The 20,627-nt window shown below is 72.6% G+C and carries 16 protein-coding genes and 1 pseudogene; 8 read left to right on the top strand and 9 right to left on the bottom strand.

The annotated features are described in order from the left end of the window. The first annotated feature begins 9 nt into the window (after positions 1–9). The 3 genes from ACWEGE_RS45300 to ACWEGE_RS45290 are packed head-to-tail and all read left to right on the top strand — an operon-like array spanning position 10 to position 1,936. Positions 10–1,188 carry a PucR family transcriptional regulator gene (locus ACWEGE_RS45300; RefSeq protein WP_449666706.1) on the top strand — a complete coding sequence of 393 codons (1,179 nt, stop codon included), beginning with the start codon at positions 10–12 and terminating at the stop codon, positions 1,186–1,188. Positions 1,189–1,244: 56 nt separating this feature from the next. After that, positions 1,245–1,724: a DUF2975 domain-containing protein gene (locus tag ACWEGE_RS45295; protein ID WP_449666705.1), complete on the top strand. Its 480-nt coding sequence runs from the start codon at positions 1,245–1,247 to the stop codon at positions 1,722–1,724. Beyond that, on the top strand, positions 1,724–1,936 hold the full coding sequence (locus tag ACWEGE_RS45290; RefSeq protein WP_449666704.1) for a helix-turn-helix domain-containing protein: 213 nt from the start codon (positions 1,724–1,726) through the stop codon (positions 1,934–1,936). Before ACWEGE_RS45295 ends, ACWEGE_RS45290 begins: the two co-directional genes overlap by 1 nt. Positions 1,937–1,999: 63 nt before the next feature. Here the strand turns inward: ACWEGE_RS45290 and ACWEGE_RS45285 are convergent, their stop codons facing one another. Further along, entirely contained in the window at positions 2,000–2,497 is a 498-nt protein-coding gene (locus tag ACWEGE_RS45285) for a hypothetical protein (RefSeq protein WP_449666703.1), read from the bottom strand. 270 nt (positions 2,498–2,767) lie between these two features. On the opposite strand from ACWEGE_RS45285, the gene ACWEGE_RS45280 reads away from it, so the two are divergent. Beyond that, positions 2,768–3,838 (top strand): DUF3068 domain-containing protein, encoded by a 1,071-nt coding sequence (locus ACWEGE_RS45280; RefSeq protein WP_449666702.1) that lies wholly within the window; start codon positions 2,768–2,770, stop codon positions 3,836–3,838. On the opposite strand, the gene ACWEGE_RS45275 is transcribed toward ACWEGE_RS45280, so the two are convergent. Continuing rightward, complete coding sequence (locus ACWEGE_RS45275; protein ID WP_449666701.1) at positions 3,835–4,533, bottom strand: class I SAM-dependent methyltransferase; 699 nt, start codon at positions 4,531–4,533, stop codon at positions 3,835–3,837. The two genes, ACWEGE_RS45280 and ACWEGE_RS45275, sit on opposite strands and share 4 nt — an antisense overlap. A 146-nt stretch (positions 4,534–4,679) precedes the next feature. Here ACWEGE_RS45275 and ACWEGE_RS45270 point away from each other — a divergent pair. Then, positions 4,680–5,663 (top strand): annotated as a pseudogene (locus ACWEGE_RS45270) (glycosyltransferase family 4 protein); the annotation flags it as partial. Positions 5,664–5,747: 84 nt separating this feature from the next. On the opposite strand, the gene ACWEGE_RS45265 reads toward ACWEGE_RS45270, so the two are convergent. The 3 genes from ACWEGE_RS45265 to ACWEGE_RS45255 are packed head-to-tail and all read right to left on the bottom strand — an operon-like array spanning position 5,748 to position 8,696. Next, positions 5,748–6,830: a hypothetical protein gene (locus ACWEGE_RS45265; protein WP_449666700.1), complete on the bottom strand. Its 1,083-nt coding sequence runs from the start codon at positions 6,828–6,830 to the stop codon at positions 5,748–5,750. A gap of 3 nt (positions 6,831–6,833) precedes the next feature. Then, positions 6,834–7,016: a hypothetical protein gene (locus tag ACWEGE_RS45260; RefSeq protein ID WP_449666699.1), complete on the bottom strand. Its 183-nt coding sequence runs from the start codon at positions 7,014–7,016 to the stop codon at positions 6,834–6,836. Between the two features lie 3 nt (positions 7,017–7,019). Further along, positions 7,020–8,696 carry a hypothetical protein gene (locus tag ACWEGE_RS45255; RefSeq protein WP_449666698.1) on the bottom strand — a complete coding sequence of 559 codons (1,677 nt, stop codon included), beginning with the start codon at positions 8,694–8,696 and terminating at the stop codon, positions 7,020–7,022. A gap of 70 nt (positions 8,697–8,766) precedes the next feature. Here ACWEGE_RS45255 and ACWEGE_RS45250 point away from each other — a divergent pair, with 70 nt between their 5' ends. Then, positions 8,767–9,969 carry a lipopolysaccharide biosynthesis protein gene (locus ACWEGE_RS45250; protein ID WP_449666697.1) on the top strand — a complete coding sequence of 401 codons (1,203 nt, stop codon included), beginning with the start codon at positions 8,767–8,769 and terminating at the stop codon, positions 9,967–9,969. Positions 9,970–10,202: 233 nt separating this feature from the next. On the opposite strand, the gene ACWEGE_RS45245 is transcribed toward ACWEGE_RS45250, so the two are convergent. Beyond that, positions 10,203–14,213, bottom strand: coding sequence for an alpha-(1->3)-arabinofuranosyltransferase domain-containing protein (locus ACWEGE_RS45245; RefSeq protein WP_449666696.1), 4,011 nt, complete (start codon positions 14,211–14,213; stop codon positions 10,203–10,205). Between the two features lie 149 nt (positions 14,214–14,362). Between ACWEGE_RS45245 and ACWEGE_RS45240 the strand changes: the two genes are divergently transcribed. After that, entirely contained in the window at positions 14,363–15,013 is a 651-nt protein-coding gene (locus ACWEGE_RS45240; protein WP_449666695.1) for a class I SAM-dependent methyltransferase, read from the top strand. Here ACWEGE_RS45240 and ACWEGE_RS45235 read toward each other — a convergent pair. The 3 genes from ACWEGE_RS45235 to pdxR all read right to left on the bottom strand — a co-directional run bounded on the left by ACWEGE_RS45235 (position 15,007) and on the right by pdxR (position 19,877). Continuing rightward, complete coding sequence (locus ACWEGE_RS45235) at positions 15,007–16,749, bottom strand: hypothetical protein (RefSeq protein WP_449666694.1); 1,743 nt, start codon at positions 16,747–16,749, stop codon at positions 15,007–15,009. The genes ACWEGE_RS45240 and ACWEGE_RS45235 overlap by 7 nt on opposite strands. A gap of 11 nt (positions 16,750–16,760) precedes the next feature. Further along, positions 16,761–18,341: a substrate-binding and VWA domain-containing protein gene (locus tag ACWEGE_RS45230; RefSeq protein ID WP_449666693.1), complete on the bottom strand. Its 1,581-nt coding sequence runs from the start codon at positions 18,339–18,341 to the stop codon at positions 16,761–16,763. A gap of 138 nt (positions 18,342–18,479) precedes the next feature. After that, positions 18,480–19,877 carry a MocR-like pyridoxine biosynthesis transcription factor PdxR gene (pdxR, locus tag ACWEGE_RS45225; protein WP_449666692.1) on the bottom strand — a complete coding sequence of 466 codons (1,398 nt, stop codon included), beginning with the start codon at positions 19,875–19,877 and terminating at the stop codon, positions 18,480–18,482. Positions 19,878–19,924: 47 nt separating this feature from the next. Here pdxR and ACWEGE_RS45220 point away from each other — a divergent pair, with 47 nt between their 5' ends. Further along, positions 19,925–20,383 carry a carboxymuconolactone decarboxylase family protein gene (locus tag ACWEGE_RS45220; protein ID WP_449666691.1) on the top strand — a complete coding sequence of 153 codons (459 nt, stop codon included), beginning with the start codon at positions 19,925–19,927 and terminating at the stop codon, positions 20,381–20,383. Positions 20,384–20,627 lie beyond the last annotated feature (244 nt).

Genomic DNA, 20,627 nt, shown 5'->3' with positions numbered 1-20,627 from the left:
AAGTGAGGGATGGGCATCGAAGCTCTGGCCACGCCGGTACCTCGCGAACACCGCGAGCTCGTGCGCGAGATGCTGGCCCGGCTCCCCGAGTTCGCCGATCGCCTCGCCCGGCTGCTCGGGGCCGAGGACGAGTTCTACCGGCAGGTCGAGGACGTCGCCCCGGGCGAGCTGCGGCAGGTCTGCCGGGCCAACCTCGAACGCGCGCTGACGGCACTGGCCGAAGGGCGCGGCCTGGCCCTCGACGCCGCCCGCAAGACCGGGCTCGCCCAGGCACGGCAGGGCATCCCGCTGCCGGCCGTGCTGCGCGCGTTCCGGATCGGCGGCACCTTCGTCTACGAAGGGCTCCTCGAGCTCGCCGGCCCGGAGTTCCTCAACCCGACCCGGACCATCGAGATCAACTCCTACGTCTGGAAGGCGATCGACCTCTACTCCGACGCGCTGACCACGGCGTACGAGGAGGTCGCGGCCGAGCCGTCGCACGCGAACGCGCGGCTGCTGGACGACCTGCTGCGCGGCCGGCTCGCCGGCCAGGCCGACATGGAGGCCGCGGCGCGTGAGCTGGGCCTGCCGACCGCGGGCATGTTCGTCGCCGTGGTCACCGAACGCGTCGAGCCGGACGAGCACGACTCCGTCGACGCACTGCTGCGGGCACGGCGCTGGCGGTCGGCGTGGCGCCCCGGCGGCGAGGCGGGCCTGGTCGCGATCGACCGGATCGAGGACGTCCGCCGGCTGCGCGAAGTGCTCGGCTCCCTGCCGGTCGCGGCCGGGATGAGCAGGCCGTTCACCGGCTTCCCCGACGTCCCGGACGCCCTGCACCGGGCCCGGATCGCCCGGCGCTCGCTGCCGGCCGGGACGGCCGGTGTGGTGGTGTTCGGCGACTCGCCGGTGACCACGCTGGTCGCGGCCGCGCCCGGGATGGCCCGTGACGTCGTCCGGTCGGCGCTGACCGGCGTGCTCGCCCTGCCGGCCGCGGAGCGCAAGGTCCTGCTCGACACGCTGCTGGCGTGGTTCGCCGGCCACGGCTCGGCGAAGGAGGCTGCGGACCGGCTGTTCGTGCACCCCAACACGGTCCGCTACCGGCTGCGCCGCGTGCAGGAGCTGACCAAACGCGACCTCACCGACCCGGTGGACGTCGGCGAGCTGTACGTCGCCCTGGAGTCGGTCCGCCTGGATCCAGAGCCGGACTGATCGCTTTTCGATCACTACCGATTGACTTTCGATAGGTTGCGCGCGATAGTCGGCGCATGGTTACCGAGAAGTGGGCCGTTGCCGTGCTCCGCGTGTTCCTCGTCGTGCTGTTCGGCGTCCTCGTCGTGTTCCAGACGCTCTCGCTGCCGGGCGGGATCGCGTACCACACGCAGCAGAACCCGCACGACGCTCCGCTGCGCTGGCCGTTGACCGCCATCGCGGTCTTCCTCGTGCTGTGCGTCGAGGTGGTGCTCGTGGCGACCTGGAAGCTGCTGACCCTGGTCAAGAAGGACCGGATCTTCACCACCGCGTCCCTGAAGTGGGTCGACGCGATCGTCTGGGCGATCGGTGCCGCGTGGCTGGTGTTCGCGGGCATGCTGGTCTTCGTCGGCTTCAACGCGGACGACCCGGGGATGCCGATGCTGCTGTTCCTGGTGACGGTGGCGATCACCGTGCTCGGCCTGGTGATGGTGGTCATGCGCGCCCTGCTGCGGCAGGCGACGGCGCTGCGCTCCGACCTGGAAGCGGTCATCTGATGCCGATCGTCGTGCGCATCGACGTCGAACTGGCCAAGCGCAAGATGAGCGTCGGGGAGTTCGCCGAGAAGGTCGGGCTCACGCCGGCCAACGTGGCCGTGCTGAAGAACGGCCGCGCCAAGGCGGTCCGGTTCAGCACCCTGGAGGCGATGTGCCGGGTGCTCGGCTGCCAGCCCGGCGACCTGCTGGAGTGGGTCGAGGAGGAGCTTTAGCCCAGGTCAGCAGCGCAACAGCCCCGCCCGGGCGAGGCGGGGCAGGGTGAAGGGCAAGGCAGGCTAAGCCGCGTCCGCCTCGACCAAGCGGGCCAGGTTCAGCAGTGTCTCCTCGAACGCCGGGTCCGCCGTCAGCGCCACCACCAGCGGGCCGCCACGCCGGTCGCGGCCCACCGGCAGCGCCACCGCCGGCTCCGTCCACTGGGGACGGTCCACACCGGCCGAAACCACCACGTCCGGGCGGGCCGGGCGATGCCGGCGGCCGCCCGCGTCGAGGTCGAGCACCACGTTCCCGTGCAACGAAAGCAGGGCCGCGACGTCCGCGACCGCGTCCCGCAGCTCGCGGTCGGCGATCGAGTCCGAGTGGGCGCCGATCGCCGGGCGGGGTGGGTCGGCGTCGTGGGTGAGGCGGGGGACGATCGCCGCGAGGTCGCCCGGGGCGCACGTCAGCACCCGGATCCCGGGCACGCCCGCCAAGGGGTCGGTGATGCTGATCCCCGCGCTCGCGGCGGCCGCCACGATCCGGGCCCGCCAGCGCGCGGTCGCCGCGATGGCGACCATCGATGGGTCCTGGAGCAAAAGGGGAATTCTCCTTCACGGTCCGGCGCGGCGGCTGGGGGTCGTCCGATGGTGGAGCCGTGCCCGTTGTGCCCGGGAACAAACATGTTTGGCCGCTTGGTCCGAACGGCGGCGCCCATGCGGCCTTCCGGTGGCACCGGACGTCTGTGACCGCCGGTCACACTTTGACGCGCGACGTGGCGCAGGCCACTATCCGTGCACCTGATTACCGCCGGGTAATTTGCGTGTACCGAGTACGACCCAGGAGGACCGTTGCGACGAGCTTTGGGCCTGATCTTGCTGGCGCTGGGGGTCTTCGCGGTCGCCGGGGCGGTGCTGCTGCCGACCTACGTCTACCCGAAGCTCGCCAAGGTGCCGCTTGACCAGGATTCGACGTCGGTGCTGGAAGGCACCGCGAGTAAGGTCCTCGCCGTGACCGACAAGGGCGCCGGCCCGGTCACCGAGATCCGCGAGAACGCGAAGCTGACCGCGACCGCCCGCGTCCAGGCGAACTTCGCCCGGCCCGAGATGCGCGCGGACAGCGACTACGCGGTCTGGCTGCTCGGGGTGCAGGTCAAGGACGACAGCGACGGCACCGTGCTCAGCGCGAGCAAGCGGCAGGTCTGCTTCGACCGGCGCACCTCCGAGGGGTACGACCCGCGCGGCAGCTCCGACCCGAAGTGCGCCGGCGACAGCAGCTTCGTCACCGAGCTCCAGGACAAGGCCGACAAGGACGGCGAGAAGCCGCCGGAGAAGAACGACTACCGGCCGCAGCCCGGGCTGAACTTCAAGTTTCCCTTCGGCACCGAGCAGAAGGACTACCAGGTCTACGACGACAACACCGGCAAGGCCGTCACCGCCCGGTACACCGGCACCGAGGAGGTGAACGGGATCGAGACCTACAAGTTCGTCCAGAACATCCCGGACACCAAGCTCGAGACGAAGTCGGTGCCCGGCTCGCTGGTCGGCGTCGCCGACTCGAGCGTCGACGCGGACCTGTACTACCGCGGTGTCAACACGATGTGGGTGGAGCCGGTCACCGGCGTCGAGGTGAAGCAGCAGCAACAGCAGCACCAGGAACTGCGGCCGACCACCGGCAACCCGACGGTGGTGTTCGACGGGACGCTGGCCTACAACGGCAAGACGATCGCGCAGATGGTCGACCAGATCGACCAGAACAAGGGCAAGCTCGAGTTCCTGACGAGCACCGGCCCGCTCTGGCTCGGCATCGGCGGCGGCGTGCTGATCGTCGTGGCGGTCTACCTGCTGGCCCGCCGTCGCCCGGCCGCCCCGCCCGCCCCGCCGCAGCGGCGGCAGCGGGTTCCGGTCGGCGCGGACCGCTAACCCTTCTTGCGCAGGACCAGGACCAGATTCCAAGAGGCGATTTCACGGAGGCCGGGAATCCGCACGATCCACATCGCCCAGCTCGGGTGGTAGCGCGGATACCCGGCCACGAGATCGGCGAGCGGCGTCGTCTTCGCCCAGCGGAGCGCGGCGCCGACCGAAACCGGGAACAGGCTTTCACCGAATTTGTTCTTCGGCTGCTTCCCGAGTTTCTTCGCATAACGTTGCCGCGCGTAGTAACCGCCGAGGAAATGCCACGGCGCGGTCTCGTGGCCGCCCCACGGTGAATACCACGGCGTGAACGACGCGAAGATCGTGCCGCCCGGCTTGGTCACCCGGCACATCTCGGCGAGCATGACCCATGGCTCGGAGACGTGCTCCAGCACGTTCGACGAGTAGCAGACGTCCACGGATCCGCTGCGCACGGGCAGTTCCGTGCCGCTCGCGCGGATCATGTTCTCCCCCGGCTCGCCGCGGGCGGACAGCTCGCCGACGTCCGGGTCCAGGCCGAGGTAGCTCGCGCCGGCCGCGCGGAAGGCGTCGGAAAAATAGCCGGGACCGCCGCCGACGTCGAGGACCGTGCGCCCCGACAAGGGAGTGTGCGCCGCCAGCTGCCGGACGGAGTCGGCGGCGAGCGCGGAATAGAAGCCGTCCGGGTCGGTCTGTTCGGTGAGGAATGTCCGGAACAGGGTCACCGACCGGCGGAGCGTGGCGCGATGGGGTTGCGCCGTCGCAACGAGAACCGGATTACCTACCATTGAACCGTCGCTTTCCGGAATACGTTCATCTAGGGTGTACGCACCAGTAACCTAGCACCGTCGCTACAGTTTGGAAAAACCCGATGCAACGTCCTCGTGTGCTCCTCCTCAACTGGCGCGACACCGGCCACCCCGAAGGCGGCGGCTCGGAGCGGTACGTCGAGCGGATGGCGGAAGGCCTGGCCAGAGCGGGGTACCGGGTCGAGATCCAGTGCGCCGCCTACCGGGGTGCGACGGCGGGCGAGTGGCGTGACGGCGTCCGCTACCGGCGGCGCGGCAACAAGTTCGGCGTATACGCGCACGCGCTGCGCGCCATCCGCCGGGCCCGCGCCGATCTCGTGGTGGACGTGCAGAACGGCATGCCGTTCTTCGCCCGGCTGGTCGCCGGGTGCCCGGTGCTGGTGCTCGTGCACCACGTCCACAAGGAACAGTGGATCAGCGCGCTCGGCGAGACGCTGGGCCGCCTCGGCTGGTGGATCGAGTCGCGGCTGGCGCCGTGGCTGTTCCGCAAGTGCCCCTACGTCACGGTTTCCGAGGTCACCAAGGCGGAACTGGCGGAGCTCGGCATCCGGCGCGAACGCGTCACCGTGGTCCCGAACGGCCTCGACGCGCCCCCGCCGTGCACGTCCGAACGGGACAGTGCGCCCACCCTGGTCGCGGTGAGCAGGCTGGTGCCGCACAAGCGGATCGAGCACGCCATCGACGTCGTCGCCCGGCTCGCGCGGCGCTGGCCGTCCCTGCGGCTGGAGGTCGTCGGGCAGGGCCCGTGGGACGAGGTGCTGCGCGCCCACGCGGCTTCGCGCGGGGTCGCCGACCGGGTCGTGCTGCACGGCTGGGTCGACGAGCAGGCCAAGCACGAGATCCTCGCGCGCTCGTGGCTGCACCTGTGCCCGTCGGTCAAGGAAGGCTGGGGCATCGTCATCATGGAAGCCGCGGCGCACGGTGTGCCCTCGGTCGCCTACCGCGCCGCCGGCGGTGTTCGTGAGTCCATCGTGGAGGGCCGGACCGGCCTGCTGGCCGACGACTTCGAGGATTTCACCGCGAAGGTCGACGGCCTCCTCGCCGACGGCCTGCGGCGCGCGGAGCTGGGCTTCGCGGGTGCCGAGCGGGCCGGGAGGTACAGCTGGGACGCGAGCGTCGGCCGGTTCGAGTCACTGGTGCGGGACGTCGCCGGGCAGCCGGTCCCCCGCCCCCGCACCCTGGTCCCGTACCGCGTCCCGGAACCCGCCCAGGAGCCGCGCGGCGGCGGCCGCGTCGAAGTCCTTGCGGCGAGCCCGCACGGTGACGGTGGTGCGGTCCCCGGTCGTCGCGGCGCCGAACGCCACGCCTGAGCGGCCGCTCGCCGCCGGGTAGAACGCCAGCGACCGCACGGTGTCCCCGGTGGACACCACGCCGAGGTTCGAGACCAGGAACGTCGACCCGAGCCGGCTCGCCAGCAGCCGGGTGCCCAGCCGCGCCAACCGGCTGCTGCGGGCCGGGAAGTCCGGCTCCGGCGGCTGAGCGGCCAGCACCGCGGCCACGTCCGCGCCCCGGCCCAGCCGCAGCCGGAAGAACGCGCTGTCGTGCACCGGTTGCGGGGCGGCACCGGACCTTCGCGACGCGCCCAGCGCCGCCACGACGCGGGCCGTGCGGGCCCCGTGCGCGCGGTTCCAGCGTTCGGTGGCGTGGACGGCGGCCGCGACGAACCCCGCGGCCCCCAGCCGCAGCCTCGGCTCGTGGCAGGCCGCGAAGACGTCCCCGGCGGCTTCCTGCCCGCGGTCGGGTGCGATCCGGCCCGGTGGCGCGAAAAGCGCCTCGGCGAGCCGCTGGAGGGCCGAAAGGGCAAAGGGCTTGCCGCCCGCCCGCGCACCGATCCCCCGCGCCGCCGAGGAAACCGGGACGTCGAGCAGGATGCCGAGCAGGGAGAGCAGGCCGAGGCCGTCGAGGGCGCCGTGGTGCGCCGCGACGAGCAGAGCGGATTCGCCGGCGGCGACGCGCACCAGCGGGGCGCCGCGTTCGTAGGGCGCCGAAGCGAAGCGGTCGCGCACGGCCGCGAGGTCGCCGATCCGCTCGATTTCCGGCAGCACACCGAGGTGCGGGTGCTGCTGGATCGCGGCCGCCAGCCGGGCGCGGAGCTTCTCCGGTTCCGGTGCGGCCGCGCCGAGTTCCGCTTCGAGGAGGATGCTCCAGGAAACGGTGGGGTCGCCGTAGAGCCCGACGACGCGGTGGGCGTGGTCGGAGGCGAGCCGGGTCACGCGTCAGCGGTCCCCGTAGAGCTTGAGCGGGTGGTCGGCGGGGTTGAACTTCACCTGCGCGTTGAGCTTCTCCTGCACCGGAGCGGCGGTGTCCGGGTCGGCGGAGGTGATGAGCGCGAAGCCCCCCGCGGTCGCCGCTCCGCCGCCGATGATGACGGCGACGATCGCGCCGATGAGCGTGCCCACGTGTCACTCCTTCCGCGCAGGGGAAATCCTGCCGCGGCCCAATGTACGCATCGGTAACATGCGGCACAACACCGCGACGCACAGCAATGTCAGCGCTACTCCGTTCGCCGCCAAGACCGGCGCCCACGAGATCGCTTTCACCGGCGGCACACCCGGGGTCCGGTACAGCGTCAGCCATTCACCCGACCACACCGGGGTCGCGCCGGAGAGCAACCGCGGGTCGACGTAACCGGGTGTCCCGTGTTCGACGAGGATCCAGCCGATGCCCGCGCCGGTGAGCTCCCGCGCGGACGCCGCGGCGCGGACGTCGCCGATCCTCGGGTCCTCACCGGCGATGCGTTCGGCGCCGACCTGCAGGGTGTCGTCCATCAGCACGGGTTTCGGCAGCACCCGCGGCGCCGGGTCGAGCTGGGTGCGGTCGCCGTTCCACGCGAACCCGCGGAACGCCGAAAGCGGCAGCACCAGCACGTCTCCCGGCCGGTCGCCGAGCTTTTCGGACACTGCCTGCCAGTCCGCCGGGTACTGCGCGGTGGCCAGCCGTCCCCAGCCGCCCCACGCGAGGTCCGGCATGGACAGCAGCGGGAAGACGACCGCCGCGGTCACCAGTGCCACGCGTCCGCTCTTCAGCTTCGCCGCGGCGGCTTCCACGGCCAGCGCGAAGCCCAGTGCGAGCGGCAGGGCCCACCACGCCACCCATTTCTGGGCGTCCCGCAGCAGTCCGGCGCCGGGCACGTACCGCGTCGCGGCGGTCAGCAGCGCGTCCCCGCCCGGCAGCGTCGCCAGTGAAGCCAGGAGAACGCCCAGGACGCCCAGCGTCGTCAAGGACCGGACCGGCGCCGTCCCCCACCGCCGCGCGAGCGGCCAGAGCCCCGCGATCGCGACGGCGACGACGACGAGCGTCAGCACCGGCACCAGGGGCACACTCCGGCTGACGGGCACGGTTTCGGCGTTCCAGATGCCACCGAGCCCCAGCACGCTCAGCAGGGCGGGGCCCCAGCTTTCGGCGCGGGCGCTGAACGCGGTGACGCCGTCCGGGTCGGAGAAGGTGCCGCCGGCGTTGAGGAACGTCGGGACCAGCCAGGGCAGGTTGAGGACGACGGCGAGCGGGACCGTCTGCCAGAGCCGCCGCGAACCGGCGGCGACGACCATGACGGCGGCCGTGAGGACACCGCCCGGCGGGGTCAGCACGGCCGGGGCGCAGGCGATCACCAGCCGCGGCAGGGCGCGGGGTTCGTGTGCCCGCACGGCGAGCCCGGCGGCGGCGATCCACGGCAGGGCCGCGTAGGTCAGCAGCAGCGGCCAGTGCCCGATGAAGAGGCGTTCGGCGACGTACGGCGTCCAAGCGTAGGCCGTCGCCGCGACGAGCCGGGTGCCCTGGTGCTCGGTGGGGACGAGCCGTCCGGCGCCGAGCGCGGCGAAGAAGATCGCCAGGAGCAGGACGATTTTCTGGACGACGTCACCGGGCAGCACGGTGGTGGCGAGCGCGACGGCGGCGTCGGCGGGAACGGACCGCGGCAGCGTGCCGCCGACCCCGAAGGCGTCCGGGACGAAGTACTGCCGTGGCGCGAACACCATGTCGTAGCTCAGCACGAACCCGCGGCCGAGCAGCGGCGCGCAGACGGCGAGCGCCAGCACGGCCGACAGCGCGGGGAGGGCCGCCCGCCTGCTCAGTGCGTTCACGGCCCTTCCTTTCCGTTGCGTGCGCGGTTATCGTCCCTGGTCATTACCCGCCGGTAATGGGAGCCCGACGTTGAGCGTAGACACCGAAGTCCCGGCCCGGACCGGCAACCGGGTCGCGGCGATCCTCGTCTCGCTCGCGCTCGCGGGCAACAACGCGGCCAGTTACGTGCTGAGCCTGGCGGCCGCGCGGATCCTCGCGCCCGGCGCGTTCGGTGAGCTGAGCTCGCTGCTGGCGGTGCTGGTGATCGGCGTCGTGCCGGCGATGGGGCTGCAGACGGTGGTGGCGCTGCGGGTGGCTCGTTCGCCGTCGCTGTCCCACGGTGCGCTGTTCGCGCTCGGCCTGGTCACGAGCGCGATCGTCGCGACGACGGCGTTGACCTTGAGCCCGTTGCTGGTGCTCCTGCTGCACCTGGGTTCACTGGCCCCGGCGCTGCTGGTGACCGCGGCGCTCGGGCCGTTGACGCTGCTGGGCGTGTTCCACGGGCTCCTGCAGGGCAGCCACCGGTTCGCGGTGCTGGCGGGCCTGATCGCGCTGGAGGGCGCGGGCAAGGTCGGCGGTTCGCTGGTGGGGCTGGTGGTTTCGGGGTCGCCGACCGGGGCGCTGGCCGGGGCCGCGATCGGTTCGCTGGCGGTGGTCGTGGCCGGCTGGGGTGTCTGCGGCCGCCCGCGTCCCCGCTGGGCCGACCGCCACGGTGGCGAGGTCTTCCACACGGCCCAGGCGATGCTGGCGCTGGTCCTGCTGGTCAACCTGGACCTGGTGCTGGCCAGGCACACCCTTGCGGCGGGTGCGGCGGGCGAGTACGCGCTGGGGGCGATCGTCACGAAGATCGCGTACTGGCTGCCGCAGGCGGTCGGGGTGCTGGTGCTGCCGCGGTTCGCGGTTTCCGACCGACGGCGCCGGGTGCTGCCGGTGGCGCTCGCGGTCTGCGCCTGCCTGGACGCCGTGGTGCTGTTGACCTCGCTGGTGCTGGGGCCTTCGCTGCTGGCCGTGATCGGCGGGGCGAAGTACGCGGGGAGCACGATGCCGGTGTGGCCGTTCGCGCTGGCGGGTTCCCTGCTGGCGCTGGTCCAGATCCTGCTGTACGCCAGGCTGGCGGACGGCGACCGCCGCGTGACGGTGCTGATGTGGTCGGCGGTCGTCGTGGAGGCCCTGCTGATCACCACCTGGCTGCACGGGTCACCCACCCAGGTGGTCACCGCGGCGGCCGGCACGGCCGGCGCGTTGGCCGCGGCGGGCGCGGTGCTGGAGTTCCGCCCGCGCAAACCGGCCTGAGCAGCCCCCGTTTTCCACGCTACCCCCACCCACCGACACTTCCGGATTCCCGCGCGCCCCATCGCGTACCCAGCCGGACGACACGCGTACTCAGCCGGACGACACGCGTGCCTGAACGGACGACACGCGTACCCAGCCAGACCACTCGCGTGTCGTCCATCCAGATACGTGTGTCGTCCACCCAGGTACGTGTGTCGTCCACCCAGGTACGCGGGCCGACTCCTCGGGCAGGGCTAAGCGGTCGGCTCCGTCGGGTTTTCCTTGCGGGTGAACCAGTCCACGCACGTGGCCACCATCGCGGCCGCGGCCAGCAGCAACGCGGCCTGGGTCAGCGGGCCGTACGCCCAGTCCTGGCCGTGGCCCAGGATCCGGCCCGTCACCGACACGCCCGCCGCCAGCGCCATGCCGCCGAAGGCCAGGTACCTCGGGGCGCGCTCCGAGAACTGGCGGGCCAGCAGGCACGCGATCAGCAGCACCACCGGCAGCATCCCGCCCAGTGCCACCAGCAGCCCGATCAGCGCCACCGGTACCCACGAACCACCCGGGGAGATCGTGAACCGGCGCCGGTGGGCCGGCCACGCCACGCCCACCAGCAACAGCAGCACCGCCGCCGCGCCGATCAGCAGGCTGAGGCGGTAGTGCGCGTCCGGGGTGAACGACAGTGACACCGCCCCGCCCGCGCCCGCCGGGACGATCCACGCCTGCTGCCAGCCGTCCACCCGGGTGCGGGTCAGCTGCTGTCCGTCCAAAGTGGCCGTCCAGCCCGCGTTCGCGTTCTCCGGGACCGCCAGCACCGCCTCCGGGCCCGGCCCCACCGTCACCGACCGCGACGCCGCGTCCCACGCGCCCACCTGCACCGCGCGGTGCACCGGCGGCGCGGAACCACCCGCCGGGCGCAGCCACAGGTCCTGGACGACGAACGACTCCGACCGGTCCGTCCGCAGCTCGTGCCCGCCGGCCGGCAGCGCGATGCCGCCCTCCGAATCGCGGCACATCCCCAGTGCCAGGGGCCGGTGCTCGGTGATGTCGGACAGCTTGCCCTGCACCGACGTCCGGTAGTCGAGCCCGTCGAGGTGGACGTTCGGCCCCGAGCCGCACGGCACCGTGAACGCCGGGTCCGGTCCCGGCAGCAGGCCGTCGCCGCCGGACAGCGTCAGGCTGCCGATGCCCACCACCGCGCGCGCCGCGGGATCGTCGTCGTCGCCCGGCAGCACGATCTGCAGCTGGTCGGTGTCCAGCGGCTCGAAGGACGCGGACCCGCCCGCGTCCAGCCGCACCGACCGCGTGCCCGACCGGCCGGTCAGCTCCACCTGCCGGGGCACCTGCGCGCCGCTCGCGGCCGGCACCTCGAGGTGCAGTCCCGAAATCCGCTTGGGCGACGTCCACCCCAGGGTCAGCGCCGGCCGCAGGTCCGTGACGTCGGGGCGCCACACCGTGCCCGGGTCGCCGTCCACGGCCGCGAACCCGGCGGCCGCCGGGTCACCGCCCAGCTGGGACGTCGACGCCACGGTGACCCCCGGCAGCGACACCGGGTTGCGGCCGCCGCCCGCCGGCAGCACCGTGCCGCCGACCAGGTACGTCTGCTCGGCCGGCGTGCTGAACAGCCGGCGGATCCCGTCGGGTTCCTCGCCGTCGCGGGCCGTCGCGGCGTCGCACCGCACGACGGCACCGACCGGCAGGCACGCGTACCGCGGTTGCGGGCCGCGCGAGAACGCGAACCCGGGCGCCGGCCCGGTCGGCAGGTCCGCGGGCACTTCCAGGGCGCGCTGCGGCTCGGTGTCCGGGATCTTCAGCTCCGCGATGCCGACGTTCCCGTCCTGCCGCCCGACCACCAGCGACAGCAGCGTGACCCGCACCTTGCGGGTGACGCCGCCGGCGACGGAGTACTCGTGCAGCCCGGCTCCGCGGATCACCGGCTGGTCGACCGAGCCGTTGTCGGTGGTGATCCGGATCCGGGTGGCGGGCCAGCCCACCCGCAGGTCGTCCACCATCTCGAGGTTGACCGAGTTCACCAGCCGCGGGGTGTCCAGCTCCACCTCGAGCCACTGGCCGATCGGCCCGGTGAACGACGACGAGTGCCACGCCGTGCGCGGATCGCCGTCGATCGCCGCGAACGGCTGGTACGAGGGGTCGGAGCCACCGAAGGCGTCGGCGAACGACGCCGCCGTCGACGCCGTCACCGAGCGGATCCCCCGGTAGGCGGCCACGGTCTGGTGCTCCTGGCCCGGGAACGGCAGCAGGTCGCCCGCCGCGCGTTGCTGGCGGTAGGCCTCGCCCGCGGTCAGGGTCTGGCTGAGGTTGTCGCGCACGCCGCCGACGTTCCGCTCGGCCCGGCGCAGGCCGTCGGTCACCAGCCGCGGGCCGCCGGGCGACCCGCCGTCGCCGGTGAGCACGGTCGGCGTCGCCGGGTCGAGCTGGCCCGAGCCGAGCAGCGGCAGCAGGTTCTCCGGGCCGCCGCTGACCGTCGGCACGTCCTTTGTGGACGTCGCGGTGGCCCGCGGCACCGGCTTCTGCACCTCGTACACCTCGAGCGGCCCGAACGCGGCCGCCTTGGCGATGCCCGGCGAACCGGCCAGCCCGGCGCGCAGGGTCGCGACGGGCGGGGCCGCGGTCCGGTCGCGGTCGATGTCGTTGCGCAGCAACAGGAACCGGTACCCGGACCGCGCGAGCAGCGCGGCCAGGCCGGGATCGCCGCGGCCGTCCGCCAGCGCCGCGTCGACCGAGTCCATCAGCCGGGTGTTCCCCTCGGATCCCAGCGGCACCTGGTTGCGGACCGCCCACGGGCTCCGCGCGATCGCCTGCGCGGGCTCGTCGACCGTGCGGCCCCACTCGTATTCGCCGAACCCGGTGGCCGGCAGCAGCAGCGTGCGCGCGTCCGGGTCGGCCTTGGCGACGTACCCGAAAGCGTCGTACCAGTAGCCGGGCACCGCGTCCCAGCCCGGGCCGGACCGCAGGTTCAGCAGCCACGCCGGCGCGGCCATCACCAGCACCAGCAGCAGGCCCAGCGCGGGCCGCACGAACCGGCGCGCGGACTTCACCCGGACCGGGCTGGAGATGCCGTGCACGAACGCCAGCATCAGCGGCAGCCGCAGCACCGGCTCGAACTTGTGCACGTTGCGCAGGGGCGCGAGCGGCCCGTCGAGCAGGTGGCGGACCTGCTCGGCCAGCGGGCTGTCGAGCGAGCCGACGTAGCCGACGGTCAGCAGGGTCAGCCCGGCCACCACGCCGAGCACGAGGAACCGCCGCTCCGGCAGGCCGCGCCGGGTGAGCCCGAACAGGCCGACGCCGGCCACGAGCCCGGTGGCGAGCATCAGCACCGGGTTGTCGATCAGCGACCAGCCACCCGGCCACCACGGCGTGCCCTGCACGACGTAGGCGACCCACTGGTTGGTGCCGCGCAGCACCTCGAACAGCGACATCGGCGCGGTCGTGTTCGTCGCCGACTCGATGTAGTCCAGGAACGGCAGGCTGTATTCGCCGAGCAGCAGCAGCGGCAGGATCCACCACAGCGTGGCCCCGACGACGAAGACGAACCACCACAGCACGAGTTCGACGTGCGCCCGCGTCCAGCGGCGGGTCAGCAGCCACAGTCCCGGCAGGACCAGCGCCATCACGACCATCGCGCCGTTGACGCCGCCCATGCACAGCACCGCGACGGCCGACAGCCCGGCGGCCCGCCGCGGCGAGCCGATCGCCCCGGCCCGCACGAGCGGCACCAGGACCCACGGCAGCAGCACCGCGGGCAGCATTTCCGCGGACAGGCCGCCGATTTCGGTCAGCATGCGCGGCGCGAGCGCGTAGCCGAGCGCGCCGACCAGCCGGGTGCGCTCGGTGCCGATCTTCATGGCCCGCGCCAGCAGCAGGGCGCCGCCGAACGCCGCCGACAGCAGGATCGCACCCCACAGCCGTTGCGCGATCCACGCGGGCACGCCCACGGCCTGGCACAGCGCGAAGAACGGGCCCATCGGGAAGAGGTAGCCGTAGGCCTGGTTCTGCAGCTCCCCCGCGGTCGCCTCCGGGTTCCAGAGGTGCAGGGCGCGCCCCAGGAAGGCGATCGGGTCGACCGCGAGGTCCAGTTTGGTGTCGAACGTCGTCTTCCCCGGCATCTGCAGGAACGACAACGTGGTCAGGGCCAGCACGATCCAGGTGCCGGGCCGGCGGAAGAACGCGCCCACCGAGAACTTCCGGGCGCCGCCGGAGGGCGGGGCGTCGTCCCGGGTCCGTTCGCGGGTGGCGGTTACCATCCGGTAGATACTAGGCCGAAACCTGGCTACCATGTGCCGACGATTTTCCCCGGCCCCCGACTTCCCTGGGCAGGTGTGCCATTTCTACCGAACTCACGGCGGACGGCTTCGCCGACGCATGGACACTGGCCGAGCCGGTCAAGGGCTGGATGACGCGTGCGCAGGGTGAGGCGCTGTGGCAGGCCGCACGTCGCCTGGAAAAGGGTGACGTCATCCTGGAAATCGGCAGCCACCAGGGCCGATCCACGATCGTCCTGGGCGCGGCGGCCCGCACGGTCGGCGCCACGGTGATCGCCGTCGACCCCTTCGTCGACGGACGGCTGTTCGGCGGATCGCCGACGCGGCAGCTGTTCGAGCGCAACATCCGCCGGGCCGGGCTGGACGACGTCGTCGAGCTCGTCGCCGGTTACAGCACGAAACTGCGTCCTGACTGGAACCGGCCCATACAGCTGCTTTACATCGACGGCAAGCACGACTACTGGACCTACACCGACGACCTGCGCTGGTCGGCCCACCTGCCGCCGGGTGCGGAGATCCTGGTCCACGACTGTTTTTCCTCCATCGGCGTCACGCTCGGCACGATCGTCAAGGTCCTCTTCGGACGGCGCTACACCTATGTGGACCGCGCGACTTCGCTGGCGCGGTTCCGGCTGGCGCCACCGTCCACGGCGGACCGGCTCCGGGTGCTGGCGCAGCTGCCCTGGTTCCTGCGCAACGTCGTGCTCAAGGTGCTGCTGCGCCTGCGGTTGCGGCCGCTCGCCCGGCTGCTCGGCCACGACAGCCCGTACGACCCCTACTGAGTCACCGGCTTCCCGACCTCGACCCGCGCGACGCACACGGGCGCGCCCGGGCTCGACAGCTGCACGCCGATGTGGTCGAACAGGCCGTCCACCGGCAGGTACAGCGAGTGCAGCCCGGCCTGGAACCACACCGGCGTCCGCTCGACCAGCCCTTCGCCGCCGTCGCGGGTGAAGTAGTCGATCTTCAGCAGGTGCCTGCCGAGCAGCGGCTTGTCGAGCGGAACGCGCACCGGCGTTTCGCCGACCGTGTACCCGCAGTCCGGCACCGGCCCCGGCGCGCCGCGGGATTCCGCGGCCACCCCGGTGATCAGGTGCGGGGTACCGGTGGCGTCGAGCAGGTGCATCCGGTTCGTCGGCTGGTCGAAGTGCGTGCCGGGCACCAGGCCGGCGACCCGGGACGCCTGCGAGTCCGCGCCGAACCACTCGTGGACGACGTCGGAGGGCACGAAGTTGTCGTAGAACACGAGATCCGGGTCGTCCGCGACCGCCGCGCGCACGTTCCCGAGGTACTGCCCGGAATGGTCGAACCGCAGCGCGGGGGCGAGCCGCGAGAACCCGGCCGCCGAACTGGCGAGCAGAAGCACGCAAACGACTAGGGCGATCGGCCGTTCGCGCTTTCCTCCGGACGGCGCAGTTCCGCCGGGCGGCAGGAAGGCGAAGGCCCCGCACAGCGCGGCCACGAACGCCAGTTCGGCGAGGTACCTCGGGTCGTCACCGGCGGCCGGGCCGACTTCGCGCAGCCGGGTCGCCGCCAGCAGCCCGACGTCCACGGCGAGCAGCAGCCCGAGCAGTGCCCACGCCCGCACACCCCGGCGGCCGCCGACGCGCACGCCGGTCACCAGCAGTGCCAGCGCGGCGGCGAACAGCAGGACCACGACCGCGAACGGCGACGGCGCCCAGGTCGCGCCCGGCCCGGGCCCCGACCACGGCCCGCCGGCCAGCCCGGGCAGGAAGGTGTCGCCGAGCATCCGGCCGGTCAGGTCGGCGACGGTGCCGGCGGTCATCGGCGGGCCGCCGGGCGTCACCTGGCTCGACGTCAGCGCGAGGTAGCCCACGACGAACCCGGCGAGCAGCGCCGCGTGTCCCGCCCAGTAGGGCCACCGGTCCCGGAAGGACTGTCCGAGCAGGACGGTCACCCCGGCCAGCAGCACCGGGACCACCACGGCCTTTTCGTAGAACGCGAACCCGAAGAGCGTCCAGGCGAACGTGCCGATCCACCACCGGCCGCCTTCGCGCAGGTAGCGCACGTGCCAGTACAGGGCGCCCGCGGCCGCCAGCACCACCGGGACGATCTGGGAGCCGTAGGCCCACCACAGCGTCGGGACCAGCAGCAACGTCGACGCCGTGAACACGGTGAACGGGATCAGGATCGCCCAGCGACGGCCGAAGCAGCGCACCAGCAGGCACCAGAACAGCACCGTCGCCACGGCCCGCATCAGCAGCACCGGCAGCATCATGAGCGGGAAGTTCAGCGGCGCCCACCAGGTCATCACGGCCGCGAGGAAGAACCCGCCGGGCATCAGGTGCCCGTGGTAGTCCTGGAAGAGGTAGCCGAGGTCGAACGGCCCGGCCAGGGCGGCCCGGTAGGTCATCACGAAGTCGTCCTGGGCGAAGTTCCCGTGCAGCGCCGCCCACGTGTGCAGCGCGAACGGCACGATCCCGGCGACGAACGCGGCGAAGACCAGCGCGGACGGTCTTCGCGTCACCCGGGGCGCGGGCTTTTCGATCTGCACCAACACGGGCGTCCTCACTTCTTGCAGGCGGGCGGCTGGCACATGAGCTTGCTCAGTGCCTGGTAGAAGACGTCGGAGATCTTGCGCGGGTCCGGCGTGGTGAAGGAGTCGCCGCCGGTCGCGGCCGAGATCTGCTTGAGCTCGCCGGAATCGATGTCCGGGCCGATGCCGATCCCGATCACGGGCAGCGGTTTCCGCGGGTCCTGCAGCCGGCCGAGCTCGGCGAGCAGCCCGGGCAGGCCGATCGAGTCGTCGTCTTCGTTGCGGCCGTCGGTGAGCACGACGACGACGTTGATCCGGCCGAGCTGCCAGCTCTGCCGGGCGTTCTGGTACGCGGCGAGGATCGAGTCGTACAGCCCGGTCGCGCCGCCGGGCTTGGGCTTGACCGCCTGCAGCGTCGCCACCCCGCCCGCGGCCAGCTGCTCGGCGATCGACCGCATCGGCAGCAGTTCCCGGTAGTCCTTGGCGCCGTCCAGCTTGGTCGAGAACAGCCAGAGGCCGATCTCGGTCGTCGGCTTGAACAGCCCGAGCCCCTGCGTCGCGGCTTCGAGCGTCAGCGACATCCGGCTGCGGCCGGTGCCGGGCACGACGGCGGCCATCGAGCCGGACACGTCGAGCAGCACCTGCACGCGGGCGCTGAGGTTGGCCCCGGCCCAGGCCTGGAGCACGCCGTACATCGCTTCGGGCGCGGGCGGCCCGGCCGGGCGCCGCGCGGCGTCGGTGCGGGTGTCGCGCGGCCGGTCGCCGAGCAGCTGCCCCGACGGCGTCCGGAACCCGCCGTCCGCGAACGCCTTGGTGGCGGTCTGGTCGAGCAGCAGGCGCAGGAACCGTTCGGCCGCCGACCGCGAGGCTTCCGAAGCCCGCGGCAGCACGACGTACGGGTAGTCGAAGCTCGGGACACCCGCGGCGGGATAGGCGGCGACGAGCTTCTTCGCCAGCACCGACTGCTCCGACGCCGGCCACGCGGTGTACGGCTGCTTCACCGCCGAGAGCTTGCGGATCTCCTCGGTGAAGGCCGCCGCCGGGTCCGGCGCGTCCTTGGTCAGCTGCTGCAGGCCGATCAGCGCGCCGATGGCGGCCGGGTCCCGGCCCGGGTCGGGCAGCCCGACCGGGCTGCCGGCGAGGACGTCGGCCCAGGACGGCGACTTCGCCGGCCAGCCGGCCTGCTTCGCGACGTCGTCGGTCAGGGCCAGCACCACCGGTGAGCTCGCCACCGGCTGGCCGGACTCGGGGAGGTTCCACGCGCCGCCGTCACGGGCCTGCAGCAGCCAGGTGCTCGACTCCGGGACCCAGACGTCCGGGCCGTTCGCGCCGTTGGCCTCCAGCGCGGTCGCGGTGGCCGTCGACGGGCTCGCGGTGACCTCGACGGCGTAGCAGTCCCGCTCCGGGACGGTCTTGGCGAGCTCGGCCAGCACCGGCGCGATGTCCGGCGCGGCCGTGAGGTGCACCGGGGTGGTGGTGTCGCAGCCGCCGCCGGCCAGCCGGTTCTTCAGGTAGTCGACCCCGGCCCAGGCGAGCAGCGCGACCACCAGCAGCGCGCTCAGTACGACGACCCGCGCGTCGATGCGCCGGGCCCGCGCCGGGTGTGCCGCCAATGCACGTCCTTCCCTCGTGAGGTGCTGGCAGCTTGCCAGCCGGGTGAGCGGGAAGCCAGTACCGGAAACGGAACGTCACCATCGGTGCGTGAGCCGGCCGTGAAGGAATGGCGGAGTGCCACCGGTTCGGTGAGCCCCTCACGGGGGCGGCAGGGCGCGGCACAGCGCGTCGAGGGCCGCGGGGTAGGCGTGTTCGGGCGGCGTCGCGTAGCCGACCACCAAGCCGTCCATTGTGGACATCGTGCTGTCCGGGTGGCGGAAGGCGGCCAGGCCGTCCAGTGCCAGTCCCTGCCAGGCCGCGGCCTTCAACGCGGCTTTTTCGGTGCCCGGCGGGAGTCTCAGCACGGCGTGCAGGCCGGCGGCGATGCCGGTGGGCGTCACGTGCGGGGCCCGCTCGGCCAGCGCCGTGACCAGCTGGTCGCGCCGGCGGCGGTAGTGCCGGCGCATCCGGCGGATGTGCCGGTCGTACGCGCCCGACGTCAGGAATTCGGCCAGGGTGAGCTGGTCGAGCACGCTCGCCCACGCTTCGCGCTCGCCCTTCGCGGCGAGCACTCGGTCCACGAGGTGTCCGGGCAGCACCAGCCAGCCCAGGCGCAGCGCGGGCGAAAGGCTCTTGCTCACCGAACCGACGTAGCCGACGTGCTCGGGGTCGAGGCCCTGGACCGCGCCGACCGGCTTGCGGTCGTAGCGGAATTCGCCGTCGTAGTCGTCTTCGAGCAGGATGCCGCCGGTGGCCCGGACGTGCCCGACGACCGCCGCGCGGCGGTCGTGGTGCAGCGGGCCGCCGGTCGGGAACTGGTGGGCGGGTGTCAGGAGCACGGCCGGGACGTCGAGGTCTTCGACGCGGGCGCCGTGTTCGTCGAGGGCCAGCGGGATCGTCCGCACGCCGGCGGCGGCGAAGATCGAGCGGTGGAAGGCGAGGCCGTAGGACTCGACGGCGAGCGGTCCGCGCAGCACGGCCGGGAACAGCAGCCGCAGGGCGTGGGCGAACCCCGAACACACGACGATCCGGTCCGGGGACGTCCGCACGCCCCGGGCGCGGGCGAGGTACTGGGCGAGCGCTTCCCGCAGCTCCGGGCGGCCGCGGGGATCGCCGGGGCCGAAGGCGTCGTGCGGCGCCACGTTCAGCGCGCGACGGGCGGCGGCGAGCCACTCGGTGCGCGGGAACGCGGTCGCGTCGGGCCGGCCCTGCCGAAGGTTGTACACCGGTTTCGGCGCCCCCGGCGGCTTTTTCGGGGTCCGCACCGGCTTCAGCGGCTCGGCGCGCTCGGCGACGCGGGTGCCGGAGCCCTGGACGGCGGTGAGCCACCCTTCGGCGACCAGCTCGGCGTAGGCGTCGGCGACGGTGTTGCGGGCCAGGCCCAGATCGGCGGCCAGCGACCGGTAGGGCGGCAGCCGGGTGCCGGGAGCGAGCCGCCCGGCGCGCACGGCGTCCCGCAGCGCGGCGATGAGTGCCGCGCGCTTGCCGCCGGGCGCCGGCTCCAAGTGCAGGTCGACGCCGAGCCGCTCCCCCGAATTGACCCACTCTTTTGCCACGGGAATGCACCCTACACACGGGTCAACCCGGCCGTAGGTTTCCGGTCATGACGAACTCCCGCCTCAACTTCGCCAAGACCGCCCCGAAGGCCTTCAAGGCCCTGATCGGCTTCGACGCCGCCGCCCGCGCCGGGCTCGACCCGGCACTGGTCGAGCTGGTGCAGATCCGCGCGTCGCAGCTCAACCGCTGCGCGTACTGCCTGCACATGCACACCACCGACGCCCGCAAGGCGGGCGAAAGCGAGGAGCGGCTGCACATGGTCGCGGTGTGGCACGAGGCCGGGCACTTCTTCAGCGAGAAGGAGCGGGCGGCGCTGGCGCTGACCGAAGCCGTCACGCGGATCTCGGGCGGTGTCCCCGACGACGTCTACACCCGGGCGCTCGAGCAGTTCGGCGAGGAGGAACTGAGCCAGCTGCTCGCCTTGATCTTCGCCATCAACACGTGGAACCGCATCGCGATCGCGACGGCGAAGGTGCCGGGCACCGACGAGCGGGCGGCCCGGTGAGCGGCCCTTGTCCGCGCTAGACGAGTGATGCGTACGTCCGGTTGGTGAACGATCCTGTTCACCTCTGAAGCGCGATGGCTGTGGTTGCTCGGCTGTTTCCGTTCTGCCGCGGCAGAGAGGACACTTCTGCCGCGGCTTGGAAGGAACGAATGTCCTCGCCGGACGGGCAATGCCGCTAAGTTAGGGGTGTCCAGGCGGGGCTGGGCTGTGACACGCGCTGCGCGTATCCGTTGTCTGAGTGGAT

The organism is Amycolatopsis sp. NPDC004747 (assembly GCF_053601335.1).
The sequence above is the reverse complement of the archived record's forward strand: the minus strand, read 5'-3'. Positions and strand labels throughout refer to the sequence as shown.

Bases quoted from the DNA above. Each gene is read 5' to 3' on its own strand.
- ACWEGE_RS45300 (WP_449666706.1), top strand. From the start codon at position 10: ATGGGCATCGAAGCTCTGGCCACGCCGGTACCTCGCGAACACCGCGAG.
- ACWEGE_RS45295 (WP_449666705.1), top strand. From the start codon at position 1,245: ATGGTTACCGAGAAGTGGGCCGTTGCCGTGCTCCGCGTGTTCCTCGTC.
- ACWEGE_RS45290 (WP_449666704.1), top strand. From the start codon at position 1,724: ATGCCGATCGTCGTGCGCATCGACGTCGAACTGGCCAAGCGCAAGATG.
- ACWEGE_RS45285 (WP_449666703.1), bottom strand. From the start codon at position 2,497: ATGGTCGCCATCGCGGCGACCGCGCGCTGGCGGGCCCGGATCGTGGCG.
- ACWEGE_RS45245 (WP_449666696.1), bottom strand. From the start codon at position 14,213: ATGGTAACCGCCACCCGCGAACGGACCCGGGACGACGCCCCGCCCTCC.
- ACWEGE_RS45240 (WP_449666695.1), top strand. From the start codon at position 14,363: ATGACGCGTGCGCAGGGTGAGGCGCTGTGGCAGGCCGCACGTCGCCTG.
- ACWEGE_RS45220 (WP_449666691.1), top strand. From the start codon at position 19,925: ATGACGAACTCCCGCCTCAACTTCGCCAAGACCGCCCCGAAGGCCTTC.